The organism is Spiroplasma endosymbiont of Dasysyrphus albostriatus, from assembly GCF_964019495.1.
Classification (GTDB): Bacteria; Bacillota_I; Bacilli_A; order Mycoplasmatales; family VBWQ01; genus Spiroplasma_E.
Genome location: NZ_OZ026447.1, coordinates 1,217,951 through 1,233,066 on the forward strand (window position 1 = coordinate 1,217,951; position 15,116 = coordinate 1,233,066).

19 protein-coding genes are annotated in these 15,116 nt (G+C 21.7%); 6 read left to right on the top strand and 13 right to left on the bottom strand.

The annotated features are described in order from the left end of the window. Nucleotides 1–78: 78 nt before the first annotated feature. From AACL11_RS07430 to AACL11_RS07455, 6 genes are all read right to left on the bottom strand, one after another. The gene (locus AACL11_RS07430; protein WP_338987149.1) at nt 79–558 is read right to left on the bottom strand and encodes a single-stranded DNA-binding protein; all 480 of its coding nucleotides are present in this window, start codon (nt 556–558) and stop codon (nt 79–81) included. A gap of 16 nt (nt 559–574) precedes the next feature. Further along, entirely contained in the window at nt 575–1,003 is a 429-nt protein-coding gene (locus AACL11_RS07435) for a hypothetical protein (protein WP_338987152.1), read from the bottom strand. Between the two features lie 156 nt (nt 1,004–1,159). Further along, a complete protein-coding gene (locus tag AACL11_RS07440) occupies nt 1,160–1,462 on the bottom strand; it encodes a hypothetical protein (protein WP_338987155.1) in 303 nt (100 codons plus the stop codon). A gap of 13 nt (nt 1,463–1,475) precedes the next feature. Then, the gene (locus AACL11_RS07445) at nt 1,476–2,096 is read right to left on the bottom strand and encodes a hypothetical protein (RefSeq protein ID WP_338987157.1); all 621 of its coding nucleotides are present in this window, start codon (nt 2,094–2,096) and stop codon (nt 1,476–1,478) included. A 369-nt stretch (nt 2,097–2,465) separates the two neighbouring features. Further along, the gene (locus AACL11_RS07450; protein WP_338988471.1) at nt 2,466–3,038 is read right to left on the bottom strand and encodes an IS630 family transposase; all 573 of its coding nucleotides are present in this window, start codon (nt 3,036–3,038) and stop codon (nt 2,466–2,468) included. Then, nucleotides 2,995–3,354, bottom strand: a complete 360-nt coding sequence (locus tag AACL11_RS07455) for a helix-turn-helix domain-containing protein (protein WP_338973555.1) — start codon at nt 3,352–3,354, stop codon at nt 2,995–2,997. Before AACL11_RS07455 ends, AACL11_RS07450 begins: the two co-directional genes overlap by 44 nt. 366 nt (nt 3,355–3,720) lie before the next feature. Here AACL11_RS07455 and AACL11_RS07460 point away from each other — a divergent pair, with 366 nt between their 5' ends. The 6 genes from AACL11_RS07460 (at nt 3,721) to AACL11_RS07485 (ending at nt 7,790) form a co-directional block, all read left to right on the top strand. Then, complete coding sequence (locus AACL11_RS07460) at nt 3,721–4,659, top strand: replication initiation protein (RefSeq protein WP_338987160.1); 939 nt, start codon at nt 3,721–3,723, stop codon at nt 4,657–4,659. A 202-nt stretch (nt 4,660–4,861) separates the two neighbouring features. Continuing rightward, nucleotides 4,862–5,236, top strand: coding sequence for a ParA family protein (locus AACL11_RS07465; RefSeq protein WP_338987162.1), 375 nt, complete (start codon nt 4,862–4,864; stop codon nt 5,234–5,236). Nucleotides 5,237–5,310: 74 nt separating this feature from the next. Continuing rightward, nucleotides 5,311–6,140 (top strand): IS5 family transposase gene (locus AACL11_RS07470; protein WP_338986605.1). Its coding sequence is split into 2 segments (ribosomal slippage): nt 5,311–5,707 and nt 5,707–6,140, totalling 831 coding nucleotides; the frame shifts between segments, so codons are not numbered across the junction. A 151-nt stretch (nt 6,141–6,291) separates the two neighbouring features. Next, nucleotides 6,292–6,726: a ParA family protein gene (locus AACL11_RS07475; RefSeq protein WP_338987164.1), complete on the top strand. Its 435-nt coding sequence runs from the start codon at nt 6,292–6,294 to the stop codon at nt 6,724–6,726. Beyond that, nucleotides 6,726–7,058 carry a ribbon-helix-helix protein, CopG family gene (locus tag AACL11_RS07480; protein ID WP_338987166.1) on the top strand — a complete coding sequence of 111 codons (333 nt, stop codon included), beginning with the start codon at nt 6,726–6,728 and terminating at the stop codon, nt 7,056–7,058. Before AACL11_RS07475 ends, AACL11_RS07480 begins: the two co-directional genes overlap by 1 nt. Nucleotides 7,059–7,331: 273 nt before the next feature. Further along, a complete protein-coding gene (locus tag AACL11_RS07485) occupies nt 7,332–7,790 on the top strand; it encodes a hypothetical protein (protein WP_338987169.1) in 459 nt (152 codons plus the stop codon). Nucleotides 7,791–8,072: 282 nt separating this feature from the next. Here the strand turns inward: AACL11_RS07485 and AACL11_RS07490 are convergent, their stop codons facing one another. The 7 genes from AACL11_RS07490 to AACL11_RS07520 form a co-directional block, all read right to left on the bottom strand. After that, nucleotides 8,073–10,232 carry an ankyrin repeat domain-containing protein gene (locus AACL11_RS07490; protein ID WP_338987171.1) on the bottom strand — a complete coding sequence of 720 codons (2,160 nt, stop codon included), beginning with the start codon at nt 10,230–10,232 and terminating at the stop codon, nt 8,073–8,075. Between the two features lie 274 nt (nt 10,233–10,506). Further along, complete coding sequence (locus AACL11_RS07495) at nt 10,507–11,127, bottom strand: hypothetical protein (RefSeq protein ID WP_338987172.1); 621 nt, start codon at nt 11,125–11,127, stop codon at nt 10,507–10,509. A 288-nt stretch (nt 11,128–11,415) separates the two neighbouring features. Beyond that, on the bottom strand, nt 11,416–12,276 hold the full coding sequence (locus AACL11_RS07500; RefSeq protein ID WP_338987175.1) for a TraM recognition domain-containing protein: 861 nt from the start codon (nt 12,274–12,276) through the stop codon (nt 11,416–11,418). 85 nt (nt 12,277–12,361) lie between these two features. After that, nucleotides 12,362–12,919 carry a helicase HerA domain-containing protein gene (locus AACL11_RS07505; protein WP_338987177.1) on the bottom strand — a complete coding sequence of 186 codons (558 nt, stop codon included), beginning with the start codon at nt 12,917–12,919 and terminating at the stop codon, nt 12,362–12,364. A 94-nt stretch (nt 12,920–13,013) separates the two neighbouring features. Next, nucleotides 13,014–13,400 carry a hypothetical protein gene (locus tag AACL11_RS07510; RefSeq protein ID WP_338987178.1) on the bottom strand — a complete coding sequence of 129 codons (387 nt, stop codon included), beginning with the start codon at nt 13,398–13,400 and terminating at the stop codon, nt 13,014–13,016. 33 nt (nt 13,401–13,433) lie between these two features. After that, nucleotides 13,434–13,568 carry a hypothetical protein gene (locus tag AACL11_RS07515; protein ID WP_338987181.1) on the bottom strand — a complete coding sequence of 45 codons (135 nt, stop codon included), beginning with the start codon at nt 13,566–13,568 and terminating at the stop codon, nt 13,434–13,436. Between the two features lie 22 nt (nt 13,569–13,590). Next, nucleotides 13,591–15,000 carry a VirB4 family type IV secretion system protein gene (locus tag AACL11_RS07520; RefSeq protein ID WP_338987184.1) on the bottom strand — a complete coding sequence of 470 codons (1,410 nt, stop codon included), beginning with the start codon at nt 14,998–15,000 and terminating at the stop codon, nt 13,591–13,593. Nucleotides 15,001–15,116 lie beyond the last annotated feature (116 nt).

The following is a 15,116-nucleotide window of genomic DNA, read 5'->3' on the forward strand; positions in this document are numbered from 1 at the left end:
CAAAGTAGAAACTGCAAGCATACTTAATAAGTATTTCATTTTATTTGTTCTCCTTTAATTTATAATTATTTAACACAATTAATTATCTCAAACAATAACTTCTTCATTAAAATCCAAATCGTTATTTTCATATAAATTTTCAATGCCTGAATTATTTAAAGTGTAATTAACATTTTTAAAAGCGCTATCTAAATCAATTTTCTTATCAGTTTCTATTAGTGAATTATCTATATTAGAATTATTTAAATTATTTTCTTTCTTACGATAATCTAAAAAAGTAACATTTTCTGCAACTACTTCAGTAATATATTGTTCTTTTCTATCTTGATTGATTATTTTTCTTACTGACAGTCTTCCTGATATCGAAATCAAAGACCCTTTTCCTAAATATTCACACATTTTTTCAGCAACTTTATTTCAAGCAACACATGAAATAAAATCAGCTTGATTTGAAATATTATTAACTGCAATAGTAAAAAAAGTAAAAGGTTTTTCACTTTGAGTTTTATATAATTTTAAATCACGAGCAAGTCTGCCTATTAATATAACTTTGTTCATTTTTTTTATTCTCCTTTTAATGTATTTTTGATTTGTTATTAACCATTACTTTTTGTTCTTTTTGTAAATTTATTAAAACTTTATAAAAATTATTAACTAATTTGTATCATTTTTGACTACTAGCTTTTATATCTTTTAATTCTTCTTCTAAATCACCAAGAATGAAACCATTTATATCAAAATCTATGTCTGGATATTCATGATAAAAACTGGCTTCAGGAGTAATTCTAAAACCAAGACCAATAACATTTTCTGATTTATCTAAATAAACATCATATATTTGAATTCAAATATTTTGTTTAATTTCTTTAAATCTTTTGAATAATTCTAATTGTTCATTTTTTCACTTAATTTTTTTAAATTTACCACCACGCTTGACTTCTTTATTATCAATATAAAGGTTAAACTCTTCATTTTCTGGTTCAAAAAATACTTCTGCTGCCATTTTTTCTTTTACTCCTTTTTAGGTATATACCTTTATTTGGCTCATATTTGCTATTTTTAGTGATGTTAAGAATATGAATGGTTTTGTATTCATATTCTTAAATTCAACGCTTTTAATTATTCAAACACTATATTATTATACATTGTTACATGTTGTTTACAAACTTGACTTTTCTTTAAAAGTTTTTATTACAAAATCTTTTTCAATTTCTAAAATTTCTTTTAAAGAAAAATATTTATTAAATTTTTCACCTAAATTTTTAATATAAAACTGTCATTTTTCTTTATCTGTTTTTAGTCAAATTGTTTCGCTTATAATTTTTTCTAAATTTCACACTTGAAACACCAACATTGAAGTTTTAGAAATAAAATAAGCATTACAATTACCACTTAAATTATTTTTCTTTAATCAATTTTGATACGTGGATAGAAGTTTTTGTTCTTTATTTGTTAATTGCATATTTTTTCAACTCCTAATCTTTTCATGAACTTTGATCAGAATTATTATTACTACTTTTTTGTTCATTTAAAATTTGTAAAATCATATCTAATTTCTGATTTATGCTGTTATCAAAGCTAATAAGATTTTTTAAAGTTAATTTGCTATGTGTAGCTAGACTTAAAGCGTCATTAGATTTATTTAATTGCTTTGAATTAACAAATCTTGCACTAATTTCTTTTTCACCAATGGTATTATCACCAGTACCTTTGTAAGTAGCAGTTAGATCTAAATTTAGATTTGTTAAATCTATACCATAGAAAAATCACAATTTTGTACTCGACTTATTTGCATAATGTTTACCTAAGTAGTTAATATTTACTTTTTTGTTTTTAACATTGATACCAGTTTCTTCAATCATCTCATTAATAACTGTTTGATAATGGTTATTATTTTCTAGTCCACCAGTGATAGTACTGTATTTGCTAATCTGTTTATTGTTAAATAATGGGTTATATTCTTTAGTTAATAAATAATGATATTCGTTATTTTTTAAAACATAGGGTAAAATAGCAACTCCTTTGTTATTACATCAAGGCTCTTCTACTCCATACATAAATTCATCTTTAATAATTTTTAAATATTCTTTATTCATAAAAATATCTTCCTTTCAAATAAAATTTAGAAATAAAAAATTGTAACAGCATAGGTTACAACTCGTTTATTTTTAAATATTATTTATTTAAAATAAAGATAAAAAAAATTAGATAGGTCATATTTTAGTCTGGTTGTACCTATATTTACTATTCAATTTTATAATTTAAATTTATCATATTTAATTTAAGATTGCAATTATAATCTTTAAATTAAATAAAATCGTTACTAGTACCAACCAGACTAATGACCGCACTAGTAACTAGATAATTGTACAATAAATATATTAATTTGTGAATTGTAAATCACAAAAAAATGTAAATTATTACAATATATTCATATAGGTATATGTTGTAATTTAAATATATAGCTAACTAAAGTAATGTTTACTCATATCTTGAAAAACAAAATCAATCGCGTTTTTAATATTTGGTCAATAATTTGGTAATATTTTTCTTATATTATGTTTTATAGCAAATCAAAAATGTTCAATTGGATTTAAATTAGGAGAATATGGTGGAAGAAATAATAGTTTGCATCCAGCATTTTCAATTAATTGTTTTGTTGCTTTAGATTTATGAAACGTCGCATTATCTAAAACTATAATTTGTCCACACTTTAATACTGGAATTAGTATATTTTTAACATATGATTCAAAAATTTTACTATTGCAATGTCCTTCAAATGCTCATAGAGCTTTTAATTTACCTTTATTTAGTGCACCAATTATACTCATTCTCTTTATTTTATATGCAGGTTTATTATCAAATAATCTTTTACCTTTTTCAGACCAACCATATTTATAAAATTCATTATCATCAATTCCAGATTCATCAATATATACCAAATCTTCATTCATTATTTTCGCTATTTCTTTTAAAAAATCTTCTTGTTTATTTTTATCTCTTTGTTCATATAGAAAAGTTTTTTTTATATGTATAATTTAGTTTTTTGAAATAGTTATAAACTGTTTCTTTTGTCATATCACCAAATTTTTCAATTACTTTTTGAACTGTAACATCTTTATTTTCTGCTAAATAATTTTTTAATTCATCTAAATCCTTTATTTTGTGGCTATGTCCTTTTTGATAATTCAAAATTGGTTTTATATTTCCGGTTTTTTGCTTTCTTTTTCTTCATAAAAATAAAGTCTTTCTAGTGATATTGAACACTTTACAAATTTCTTTAATTTTCATGTTTTTACTTTCATAAACTTCTATTACTTTTCTTCGTAAGTCCTCACTGTATGGTTTTGGCATAATTTAATCTTCCTAATCTATTTTAATTATTGCTGAATTATACTTGTAAGTGCAAGAATTGTTTAAATTACATATTATTATTTTACATTATTTATGAGTAAACATTACTTTCGTTAGCTATATATAAAAATATAAAAAAACATATTATTTAACACTTTTATATGTAAAATATATATTTTTAATATATTTTTTTAATGAGAAAATATATTTTTTGACAATTTATTATATATTATTAATACTTATTATATATTATAGGATGTAAAATTATCTATATTAGTTATAGATAAAAACATATGAATTACAACATATACCTATATGAATATGTTATAATCATTCTAGTCATGAAATATGTGTAAGGGGTAAATTATGGCAATAGAATTAAGTAAAGAAAAAAACAAGTTTATTAAAAAATCTAATGTAATTGTAAGAACAATTACAAATGATACATCAGGTTTATTAACTCAAAGATTATTTAATTTTGCTATTTCTTCAATTAAATTCAATACCAATTTTAATGGAGTTATTAAGGTAAATTTAAATGATTTTTGTATTTTTCATAATATTAATAATACAAATTTATATGAAAAAGTTATTCATAAAAAAAAGGAAATGACGATTATTGAAAAAGAAATCGATAATATTACTAGTTTAAAATTTTGATTACAAGATGAAAATAAAGAAGAATATAGTTTTATAAATCTTTTTGAAAGAGGCACTTGATTTAAGAACCAAGGAATACTTGAATTTAAAGTTGTACAAGATTTAATTAAAAAACATTATATTGATTTAAAAAAAGATTATACAAATATTTATTTACCTTATACAAAAACTGTTACAAGTAAATATTCAATGCGTTTATATGAATATTTACGTAGTTATTTGTATATGAACGCTAAAACTAAAATAACACCAAATTTTAATCATGAATGAGATTATGAAAAACTTGCTAAGATTTTAAATTTAAATTTAAAAAGTAGTTATTTTAAACAAATTAATATGTTAAAAACTAGAATTTTAGAACCAGTAAAAAAAGACTTAGAAAAAACTGATATTATTTTTACTTATGAGTTGATAAAAGTTGGACGAAAATATAGCAGAATTATTTTAAATACGCATTTAGATTTAGAAAAATTTAATGCTCAAAATCCTGAACTTGAAAAAGTACTAACTAAAAAAGAACAAATAAAGAAAGAAAAATCTTTGTCATTTTTTACTAGTAAAATTAAAAAAAATCAAAATATTGAACAATCAATTTTAAGTGATGATGAAATTAAAAAAATTATGCAGGATTTTGACAATCATTAAATTAATTTTGCAAGAAGTCTAATCTAATTCACGTTTAAATTCTAGAAAAAAATTCTAGAATTTTTATATTTTAATATTTATTATAAATTAAATTAGAAAATATATTACAAAATAAATTTATTTTTAATTATATTTTATAAATTAAGTTTAATTTTAAATTATAATATATAATATAATTATAGTTTAAGGAGGTATAGTCTTTATGAAAATTATTACAGTAGCAGCTCTTAAAGGTGGGGTTGGTAAAACTAATTTTGTTTTTAATCTTTCAACTGTTTTATCTTTAAAAAAACAAAAGGTTTTACTTATTGATTTAGATCCTCAAGGAAATTTAAGTAGATATTTTAAAATTTCAACACAAGAATCTAAATCTAAAAAATTATTTTTACAAAATATTAAAATTTTAAATGATGAAATAATAGTTTCTTGAAATTATAAAGACATAAATATTGACATTATTCCAACTAATATTTCAATGACAACTCTTGAAAAAGAATTAATTGGACGTTCGGCAGTGGATTCAATTTTACAAAGAACATTTATTAAAAATTTAGATTTTTTTGAAAAATATGATTAGACTTCTTGCGAGACTTATCTATTAAAATTTTCATTTTTAAAATATAATTAAAATTAAAAAAAGATAGGTAATTTATGATGTTTGATAAATTAAAAGCTATTAAAAATGCAGAACTATTAAGATTAACTGGTATAAATGAGATTGTTTTTAAAAAAATGATAGAAATTTTAAAAAAAGAAGAATTAAAAAAGTTTAAAAATGGTGGTACACCTAATAAATTAACTTTAGAAAATAGATTATTAATGACGTTAGAATATTGACGTGAATACCGAACATATTTTCATATTGCTAAAAGTTATGGAATTAGTGAAAGTAATTGTTATAGAAATATCAAGTGAATAGAAAATACTTTAATAAAACATCCTGATTTTCAGCAACTTAATGGAGCAAAATCATTGTTAAATAATAATTTTAAAGATAAAACAGCTATTATTGATGTTACTGAAAGCGCTATCCAACGCCCAAAAAAAGACAAAAGAAATATTATTCAGGAAAAAAGAAAAAACACACAATAAAAACACAAATTATAATTGAACAAGATAGTAAAAAAATTATAAGTTCTTATTTTTCTTGTGGTAAAAACCATGATTTTAAAATTTTAAAAGATTCAAAAGTTAAATTTTTATCACAAACAACTATTTTAGTGGATTTGGGATATCAAGGAATACAAAATATACATCCTAATGTTTTAATTCCAAAAAGAAAATCAAAGAAAATTCCTTTAACTAGAGAAGAAAAGAAAAATAATAAACAAATTTCAAAAATGAGAGTTGTTATAGAAAATATTTTTGCTATACTGAAAAAATTTAAAATTATTAGTGAAAAATATCGAAATAGAAGAAAAAGATTTGCTTTAAGATTTAATTTAATAGCTTCAATTTATAATTTACAACTTTTAAATTAAAAATCTTCAAAAATTTAATATTTTAAATTTTGTTATTTTAAATAATAATTTTTGTTCTATTTTAATGAAGAAAAAATAAGACATATTTTGAATAATAATTTTTAATAAATATTAAAAGTGTTATTAAAATAAAATTTTAAATTTAAAAACTATGATAATAATCACAGTTTTGCAAGAAGTCTATTATATAATTATTGATACAAGTCCTAGTCTAAATTTAATCAATAGAAATGCTTTATTAATAAGTGATGAAATAATTTTAATTAGTGATAATTCAATTTTTAGTTTGGATGCTATAAGTATGTTATTTTCAAATTGAAGTGCTATTTGTGAAGATTTAGGAATAAAAAATAATATTAATACTATTGTTTTAAATAATTTTGATCATTACAAAATTTCAAAAGATTTTACTGAATATATTACTAATAGTAGTTTTAAAAATAAAATTTTAAAAACAAAAATTCCACGTAAACAAGTTCTTAAAAAATCAGAATTCACAGGAATTCCTTCGATTTTACTAGGAAAGATTGAAAATCATATTTATAATACTTTATTTAATGAATTAAAAGATAAGGAGATAATTTAATGAAAAATGCAAATAATTCTAATTTACTTTTTAATTATGATGCAGAAGGTACTATCCCTAGCATAGATATAATTAAAAATGTGGATGTTAAATCTAAAAATAAAGTTGAAAAATTAATTAAAAATAATATTGAAGTTCAAAGCGATATCAATGATTTTTCTATTAAATTTCAAAAAAAAGAAAAAATGAAAAAAGAATATAAAACAATTTATATAAAATCAGATTATGTAAAAAAAATTAAAAAATTAGCAAAAAGTACTAATCGTAGTTTTGCAGAAGTCATTGAATTATTAGTTGAAGAATTTGAGAAAAATGAATTAATAACTTTATAATTTTAAAATTAAAAATTTCAGTAGTATTTGAATAAATTTTTATTATTTACATTAAATAATAAATATAGGAATAATTTATTAATGAAATATTATAAATAGAAATAAAAAAAACGCTTAATCAAAAATGATTAAGCGGGTGGGGAGATATACTCCCTTGCACAGCATTACCTGTACTATGTAATAATTATATCATATTTTATAATAAATAAAGCATACAATTAAAATTTTACGGGATTATGAAATTTTATAATAAAAATAGTTAGGAAAAAATATATGAAAAATCATTATTGAATTTGATGAAAATTAAGAAAAGGTATGGGTATTAAAGTACAAATTCCTAATGATATTGATAAAGAAACCGGTAAGCAAAAGTATCGTCCAGCAATAGTTATTAAATCATATCCAAGCCATGTAAAAGTGCAATTATTATCCACTCAGCCTAATAAAAATAATTATTACAAAATTACTGTAAATAATAAGATTGGTTATGTACGAGCGATATATCACATTACTATTTCTTTTAATTTAATTCAAAGTTTATGGTTTGAACGTGGTCAAAAAGTTTTTATTAATTCTGATAGTGTTTTCTTTCAAAAAATTATTGAAATGGAGTATAAAGAAATTTTTGATAAAGAGTTGAATTTACACCAATTGCATGAAGAAATTCAGGAACTTAGAAATGAAATTGAATTATTAAGAAATTCTAAATTAAAAAATCGTCATCATGGATAATATTTATTACTAAACATTACCTTAGAACCTGTTTAAAATCTTTTGAAAGATTATAAATACAATTTTTTAGTTTTAATTTATGTTAAAAATAACATGATTAAATGTATTTTATTTTTTGATTTTTACTATTCAAAACATTTTATAAGTGTTTTTTAAATAATTTGTCTTTATCTTGTTAATATTTTTGAACATGAAAAAAAGATTTTGAACAGGTTCTAACATTTATTATTGGCAATAATTTCTATTTTCTGCCTATTTGAAATTGCAATATCTTTATATCTTTTACATCTTTGGTCAACTTGGTTTATGTTTTTTATAATTTTTATTTTCAAAATTATTAATTTTAATTTCATTTACTTTTTCTATTGTACATGCAATATTTGCTAATAATTCTAAATTATTATATTGTTCATTTAATGATTTTTTTCCTTCATTTTGTAATGGAATTTGTGCATTAATATTAGTACTTTTTTCAATTAGTAAATTAACAATTTCTCAATTATTTTTTAATGTAATTTGTAAAGGTGTGCATCCATTTTCATCTTTAATATTAATATCAGCACCATTTTCGGAGAATAAGTTAATTATTTTTCAATTAGTATGTTGATTTTTTAATGCATAATGTAAAGCAGTACATCCATTTTCATCTTCAATATTAATATTAGTGCCTTTTTTAATTAGTAAATTAATTAAATTTATATCATAATTTGCAATTATAGCATAATGTAAAGCAGTACATCCATTTTCATCTTGTGCATTAATATTAGTACTTTTTTCAATTAGTAAATTAATTATTTCTCAATTAGTATGTTGATTTTTTAATGCATAATGTAAAGGAGTACATCCATTTTCATCTTGTGCATTAATATTAGTACTTTTTTCAATTAGTAAATTAATTATTTCTCAATTAGTATGTTGATTTTTTAATGCATAATGTAAAGGAGTAAACGCTTCATTATCTTGTGCATTCACATCAGCACCATATTCAATTAGTAAATTAATCATTTTAATATCCCTTTTTTTTATTGCAATATGCAAAGCATTTATTCCAAATATATCTTTAATATTTGGATTTGCATCATTTTCAAGTAATAAATTAATTACTTCTCAATTAGTATGTTGATTTTTTAATGCATAATGTAAAGCAGTACATCCATTTTCATCTTCAATATTAATATCAGTGCCTTTTTCAATTAGTAAATTAATTAAATTTATATCATAATTTGCAATTATAGCATAATGTAAAGGTGTGCATCCATTTTCATCTTTAATATTAATATCAACATCATTTTCAAGTAATAAGTTAATTATTTTATAATTAAAATGTCCTTTTTTTAATGCATTTTGTAAAGGTGTGCATCCATTTTCATCTTTAATATTAATATCAGCACCATTTTCAAGTAATACATTAAAAGAATTAAGATGTCCATTATTTGCAGAATAAAATAAAAGTTCTTGAATATAATGATTTTTAATATCTATATCAATATTTGGCTGAATTAATAATAATTTTACTACTTCAATTTTATCGTTTTTAATTGCAATATCTAACAAATTGTCATCATTTTCATCTTCAATATTAATATCAGCACCTTTTTCAAGTAAAAATTTAATAAAATTGACATTATTATTAGGACTTGCTATAGCAATTTGTAAAGGTGTGCATCCATTTTCATCTTTAATATTAATATCAGCACCATTTTCAAGTAATCATTTAGTTATTTCGAAATATCCATTATCTATTGCATAATGTAAAGGAAATCCAAATCAATTTTTATTATCAAAATATTCTTTATTAAAAAGTTCTCTTAAATCTATTTTTTTGTTAAAACCCTGTTTTATTTTTTTTGGATCTATAACATTTTTAAAAAAAATTTTATTTTCTTTTTCTTTGTATCTTCTAATTAAATCTCATTTTCCTCAAATACTACTAGATATATTATCAATAGAACCCGATAATGTAAAACTATTAACAAACTTAGCATGAATTCCTTTTTCAAATTCAGTTCCATCGCCACTTTTTCCATAATAAGTTTTGGTGATATCTAAATTTAAATTAGTCAAATCAATTGCATATAAAAATCATTTTTTATCACTTGATTTATTTGCAAAACTATAATTAAATCTGTCAATTATTACATTTTCGCTAATATCAATGCCAGTTTCTTCAAACATTTCATTTAAAATAGTTGTATAAAATTGCTGATTTTCAAGTCCACCAGTGATAGTACTATACTCACTAACTCTATCTTTTTTGTGAGCTGGGTTATTTTCATTATGAAGTTGTAAAAAATAATATTCATTATCTTTTAAAACATAAGGTAAGATACCAACACCTTCATTATTACATCAAGGCTCTTGAACACAAAAAAAACCATCTTTTATTTCTACTTTTATAAATTTAGAATTCAATAATGTTTTATTGATATTTTTATTTAACATAATTTATTTTTACTTCCTTTAATTATTAAATTTATTCTTATAATTATCTTTTATAATAAATTTTGAATATTTTTCAACCTTTTTTTGATAAAAAATCATATGTGTGTGATTTAGTTTTATCTATTGTTGCCATTTTAATATCTCCTCTTAAACATTAAAACCCATTTACTTTTAAAAATAAAGTAAATGGGTTAAAACTTATATATTGGATAACAACTACATGTTATCAAATTTTGTGTATTTTACAATTAGTTAAGTTTTAACCAAAATTGAGTTATGAAATATCGATATTTTTGAATATTTCTATGTGATGTTGTTCTAATTTTCAGTTATATTCTTTTATTTGTTCATCAACGAATTTTTTCATATTTTCATTTGGAACAAGTCATTTGATGTGAATGTTTTGTAATAAATAACTACGTAAGTTATTTAACTTTAATTTGAATTTATCTTTTGATTTTCGTGTTCGTTCAAATTCAATAATCATTTCTTTGTTTTCATAATGAACTAGTAAGTCAGGGTAACCTTGTTTGCTTTTAGTATTTCCTCAAACATCTTTTATTAAATGACCCTCTGCTTTAAGTTCTTTTTCAGTTTGATAGGAAATTATGTCATTTTGTTGTGATAGTCATTTGATGAGTAAATCTTGATGGACAAGTTCGTTGTAATTGATTTTAATTGGTTTATAACTTTGTCCTAGTTTTTGATTTCCTAGACTTGATAGCATATAATAATTTTTTCTTGTTAAATTATCAATTCTAATTAACTTTTTAACTGTTAAAGATTTTAATAAAGTTCTAGTAGTATTTATATTTTTATTTAATAATAAGGCAATTTGTTCTGTGTTTAGATATCCTCAATGATTTATAATGTTAAGGATTTTTACTTGTTCCATTTTGCTTCAACTCCTTAATGGTTAATGTGATAACTTTTTGCAAAAGTTTTCTTTTTGGGAAGCGTTTTTCAAACGCGGACTTTTTCTTTTTTAAAAAGAAAAAGTCTTTTTTTCTCTCCCACCCGTAACATCTGACCACTCTCTTTCATAAGGTTACGTTGGGAGAGAGTGGTCAGATGTTATAAAGGTTGATAAATCCTTTAAAGGGTGGGAGAAAATCAATTAAAAGATATAATATTAAGTTATTATTTATTTATTAATAATTTGTTATATTAAAGTTATTATTTTTTATTTTTCTTTTTCATAATTTTTTATTTCAATTTTCTTTATAAATTGATTTGCATTTGTTAATAATAACTTGCAATATGCTTGACCAGTTTTCAGACGTTTTAAATCATTTGGATGAACAATATATTCTTCAACTTCGCGAATTGAACCCTTTGAACTTTTTTTATTTTTGATATCATATTGCTTAGTAATTTTTTCTACTGTTCTTGTTCCAAAAACTTTTGCTATATATTCAGGACTTTCAACATCACTTACTTTATGAGCAATTATATTTCCAACATTTCCAAAAATAGTATTTAAAAGTTTTTTCTTGTCTGTTGATAAATCATCTGTAACTTGAAAACATAGAAAACATTGATAGTTAAAACTTCGAGTTTTATTAATTAAATTGATAATGCTATCACTTGCAAAAACATTAAATTCATCTAAAAGCAAATTAATATTCTGATTTTGTGGTTTTATAGAAGCAAATTCTTTTAAATCTTGAACTAGTAATTTACCTATGTTACTTGCAAGCTCGGGGTATGATAATGAATTTAAAGAAAACAAAATAACTTTATGATTTTTAACAATTTTTGTTAAGTTATTTTCTATACCAATGCTTTTTTTTAATTGTTCATTATAAACACTTAATCGATAGTAAAGCCCTTTAATATCATTTAATTTAAAACTTGAAAATAACTCTAAATTTTCTTGATTATTGATATCAATAATGGTTCCAAGTTTTGATAATGAAAAATAATTAATAATGTTTTCTAATGTTATTTGTATATTATTTTCCATTAATGAATTTATTAAAAGTAAAATATAACGATGTGCAACTGCTTGGTAATGAGGTTCACTAAAATCAAATAGTGACATTATTTTATCTGCTAAAACAATATGATTTTTTGAAGCAAAAGGATTATATTGATTATTACCATTTATTGTTCAAATAAAAGCATTATTATCAATAGCCTTTAACTTTGTTTATTAAGTCACTGTCACCTTTTCCATCAATTATGATCACAGTTTGGTTTAATTTATATACAAGTTGATTTATTATTGATAATGCTGTTGTAGTTTTACCCGAACCAGTTGCTCCAATTAGTAAAGTGTGTTGATTTAATTTTGATTTAACTAAACCAACTTTTTTATTTAGATTTATTAAATTTGTAGAGCCTAATTTTTTAAATTCTTTTACTTGAGATTTTGTTTCATTTTTTAACTTTGAATTTTTGGGATTTCATTTTTCAAAATTTATATAAAAATAATAAAATAGACACCCCATAAAAATTAAAAAACTAACACCAAATGAAGTTTCTGTAACTCAATTTGTAAATATACTTGAAATTCAATTTTTGAAATTGACACTTGGATAATAATTTCAAGCATATAATATTGCACAAATGAAAGCTACTGTCATTCATAATGCAAAAAATATCAAAATTCATATCACTGCAAAAATTCAAATTTTATGAAAAATATTTTCTTGTCACTTGTCTTTTATTCAATTTATCATCATTTTTTACTCCTTTTTAGGTATATGCCTTTAAATCGCTTATATTTGCTGTTTTTAGCGATGTTTTGATTTTGAATATAAAACTATTAATCAATCATTAGTTATGAGACTTTTTTTCTTTTTTATCTTGATAATCATTACTACATCACAAATCGAGTTCATCATATAAAAACTGCAAAGATTTTTCTTTAATAAGTTTTGCTTTAAATTGGTTTCACTTGTCTTGTTCATTTTTAAAAATTATTTTTTTATATTTTTTGCTTTTTGGTTTAGTGCGTTTAAAATTTATTTTTTCATCTCAACATTTTTGATGAAACATTTCATAAATTTCAATTTCATTATTTTCATTTGTAATAACACTATTATCATAATCATCATGACAATGTATTTTTATGATGTTTTGTTCATAATCATAAACTTTCTTTTCACATCACGAACAATTATCACCAGTTAATGTACAAAAATTTATTTTATTTTTTTGCATTATTTTCACTCCTTGAAATTTTTTGTTTTAGTTTTAATGCTTTGTATTCTTTTTAAAATTACTATTTATCATCAACAATGCTCAAAACGGAAATAAAAATATAAATAATAATAAAATTTCAATTACTTTACTTATTGGATTTAAAAATAATTTTTCAAATAATTTCATATTTACTTTCTCCTTTCAATTTTTATGTATGTCCAACAATTTCCGCTTCATCATCAATTTGTAAAACTTGAATGGGCAGTTGTTCTTGTTTTGAGATTTTAAATCAAAATTTACCTTGGCTTGCTTTTGCAATGTAAGTTTTAATAGCTTCACTAAGTCCACCTGATTGTTTATACATATCATTCAAATTATTTAAGTCATTTGGTTGCATGCCACCAACTAAGGTATATTGAACATTATTGATAATGCCAGTAAATTTCTTTTTGACATTTTCACTGCCAGTAAAATCCGCAATATTTTGTGTTGCAATAATTAATGAGCTTTTGCATTTTCTAATTCTTTTCATTGTGTGAAATAAAAAGTCTAGTGCAACACTATTATTTTCGTTAGCTAGTAAATGTGCTTCATCAACAGCAATAATAATTCTCTTTCAATCTTTTTCTTGTTTATTTTCGTTGTATGACTGAACTGCTGAAAGTTCAATTCCTAGCATTCGTAAAATCAACATCATTTGTAAATTAATTATTTTTTTATTACTATTTTCAAAAAGTTCTCTTAAATCAAAACAAACTATATTTGCTTTGCTTCATTGAAATTTAGTATGGCCATTTCAATATTTAGCATAGGTACCTTGTGTTAAAGCTGTTAACTTAGATTTTAAATTATCTAACTTTAAAATATTTGCTGATGATTTTTCATCTTTAATTTTTTGACAAATCAAATTATATAAATCAGTAAATATTGGATAATCTGTTGCTTTTATTTTTTCAAAATCAGTACTTGGTAAAATATGGTTTTGAAAATATACTTCTTTAATCAATTCTATTAATAAGTTTGTAGTTATGTCATCATCATTTAAATTTGGATATAACATAACAAAAAATGATTCTAATAATGATAGTTGACTATTAAATGTATCTGCATTATCATGACTATTGTCTAATTTATAAATTTCTAGTGGATTTATAATATTACCTTTAGCCCCTGAACCATTAACAACTTCTCCGTTTAAGTAATTAGTTAAATTACTAAATTCACGTTCAGGGTCTAAAATAAATATTTTTCGATTATTTTTATATGCTTGATTTAAAAGAATTTTTTTAGTAGTAAATGATTTACCACTTCCACTTTCTCCCAAAATAACCATATTATGATTTATGCGTTGAGAATTTTTTTTAAATAAATCTCAAATTACTGGTTTTCCAGAATTAGTTTCTGCAAGTAAAAATCCTTGTTTATCAGTTAAAGGCATATCAGGAATTGGAAAACTTGTTGCAAAAGTATCACAAGTCATTTCAATATCAGTTATTTTAGCAATATGATTTATTCATGTATAACTTGCCAAAAGACTATCTTGTTGTAAAAATAATAAAGTTTCATATTTTCAATTAGTAGTGCCTGCTAAAAAACTTAAAGAATCAGAAATATTCAAAGCCGTTGAAAATAAATTATGTTCAATTTGAGAAAATCCTTACTATTGACGCCAAAAACAAGCATATGAAGAACTTATTAAAGAAATAATATAAAATTAAAGTAAAATTATAGTAA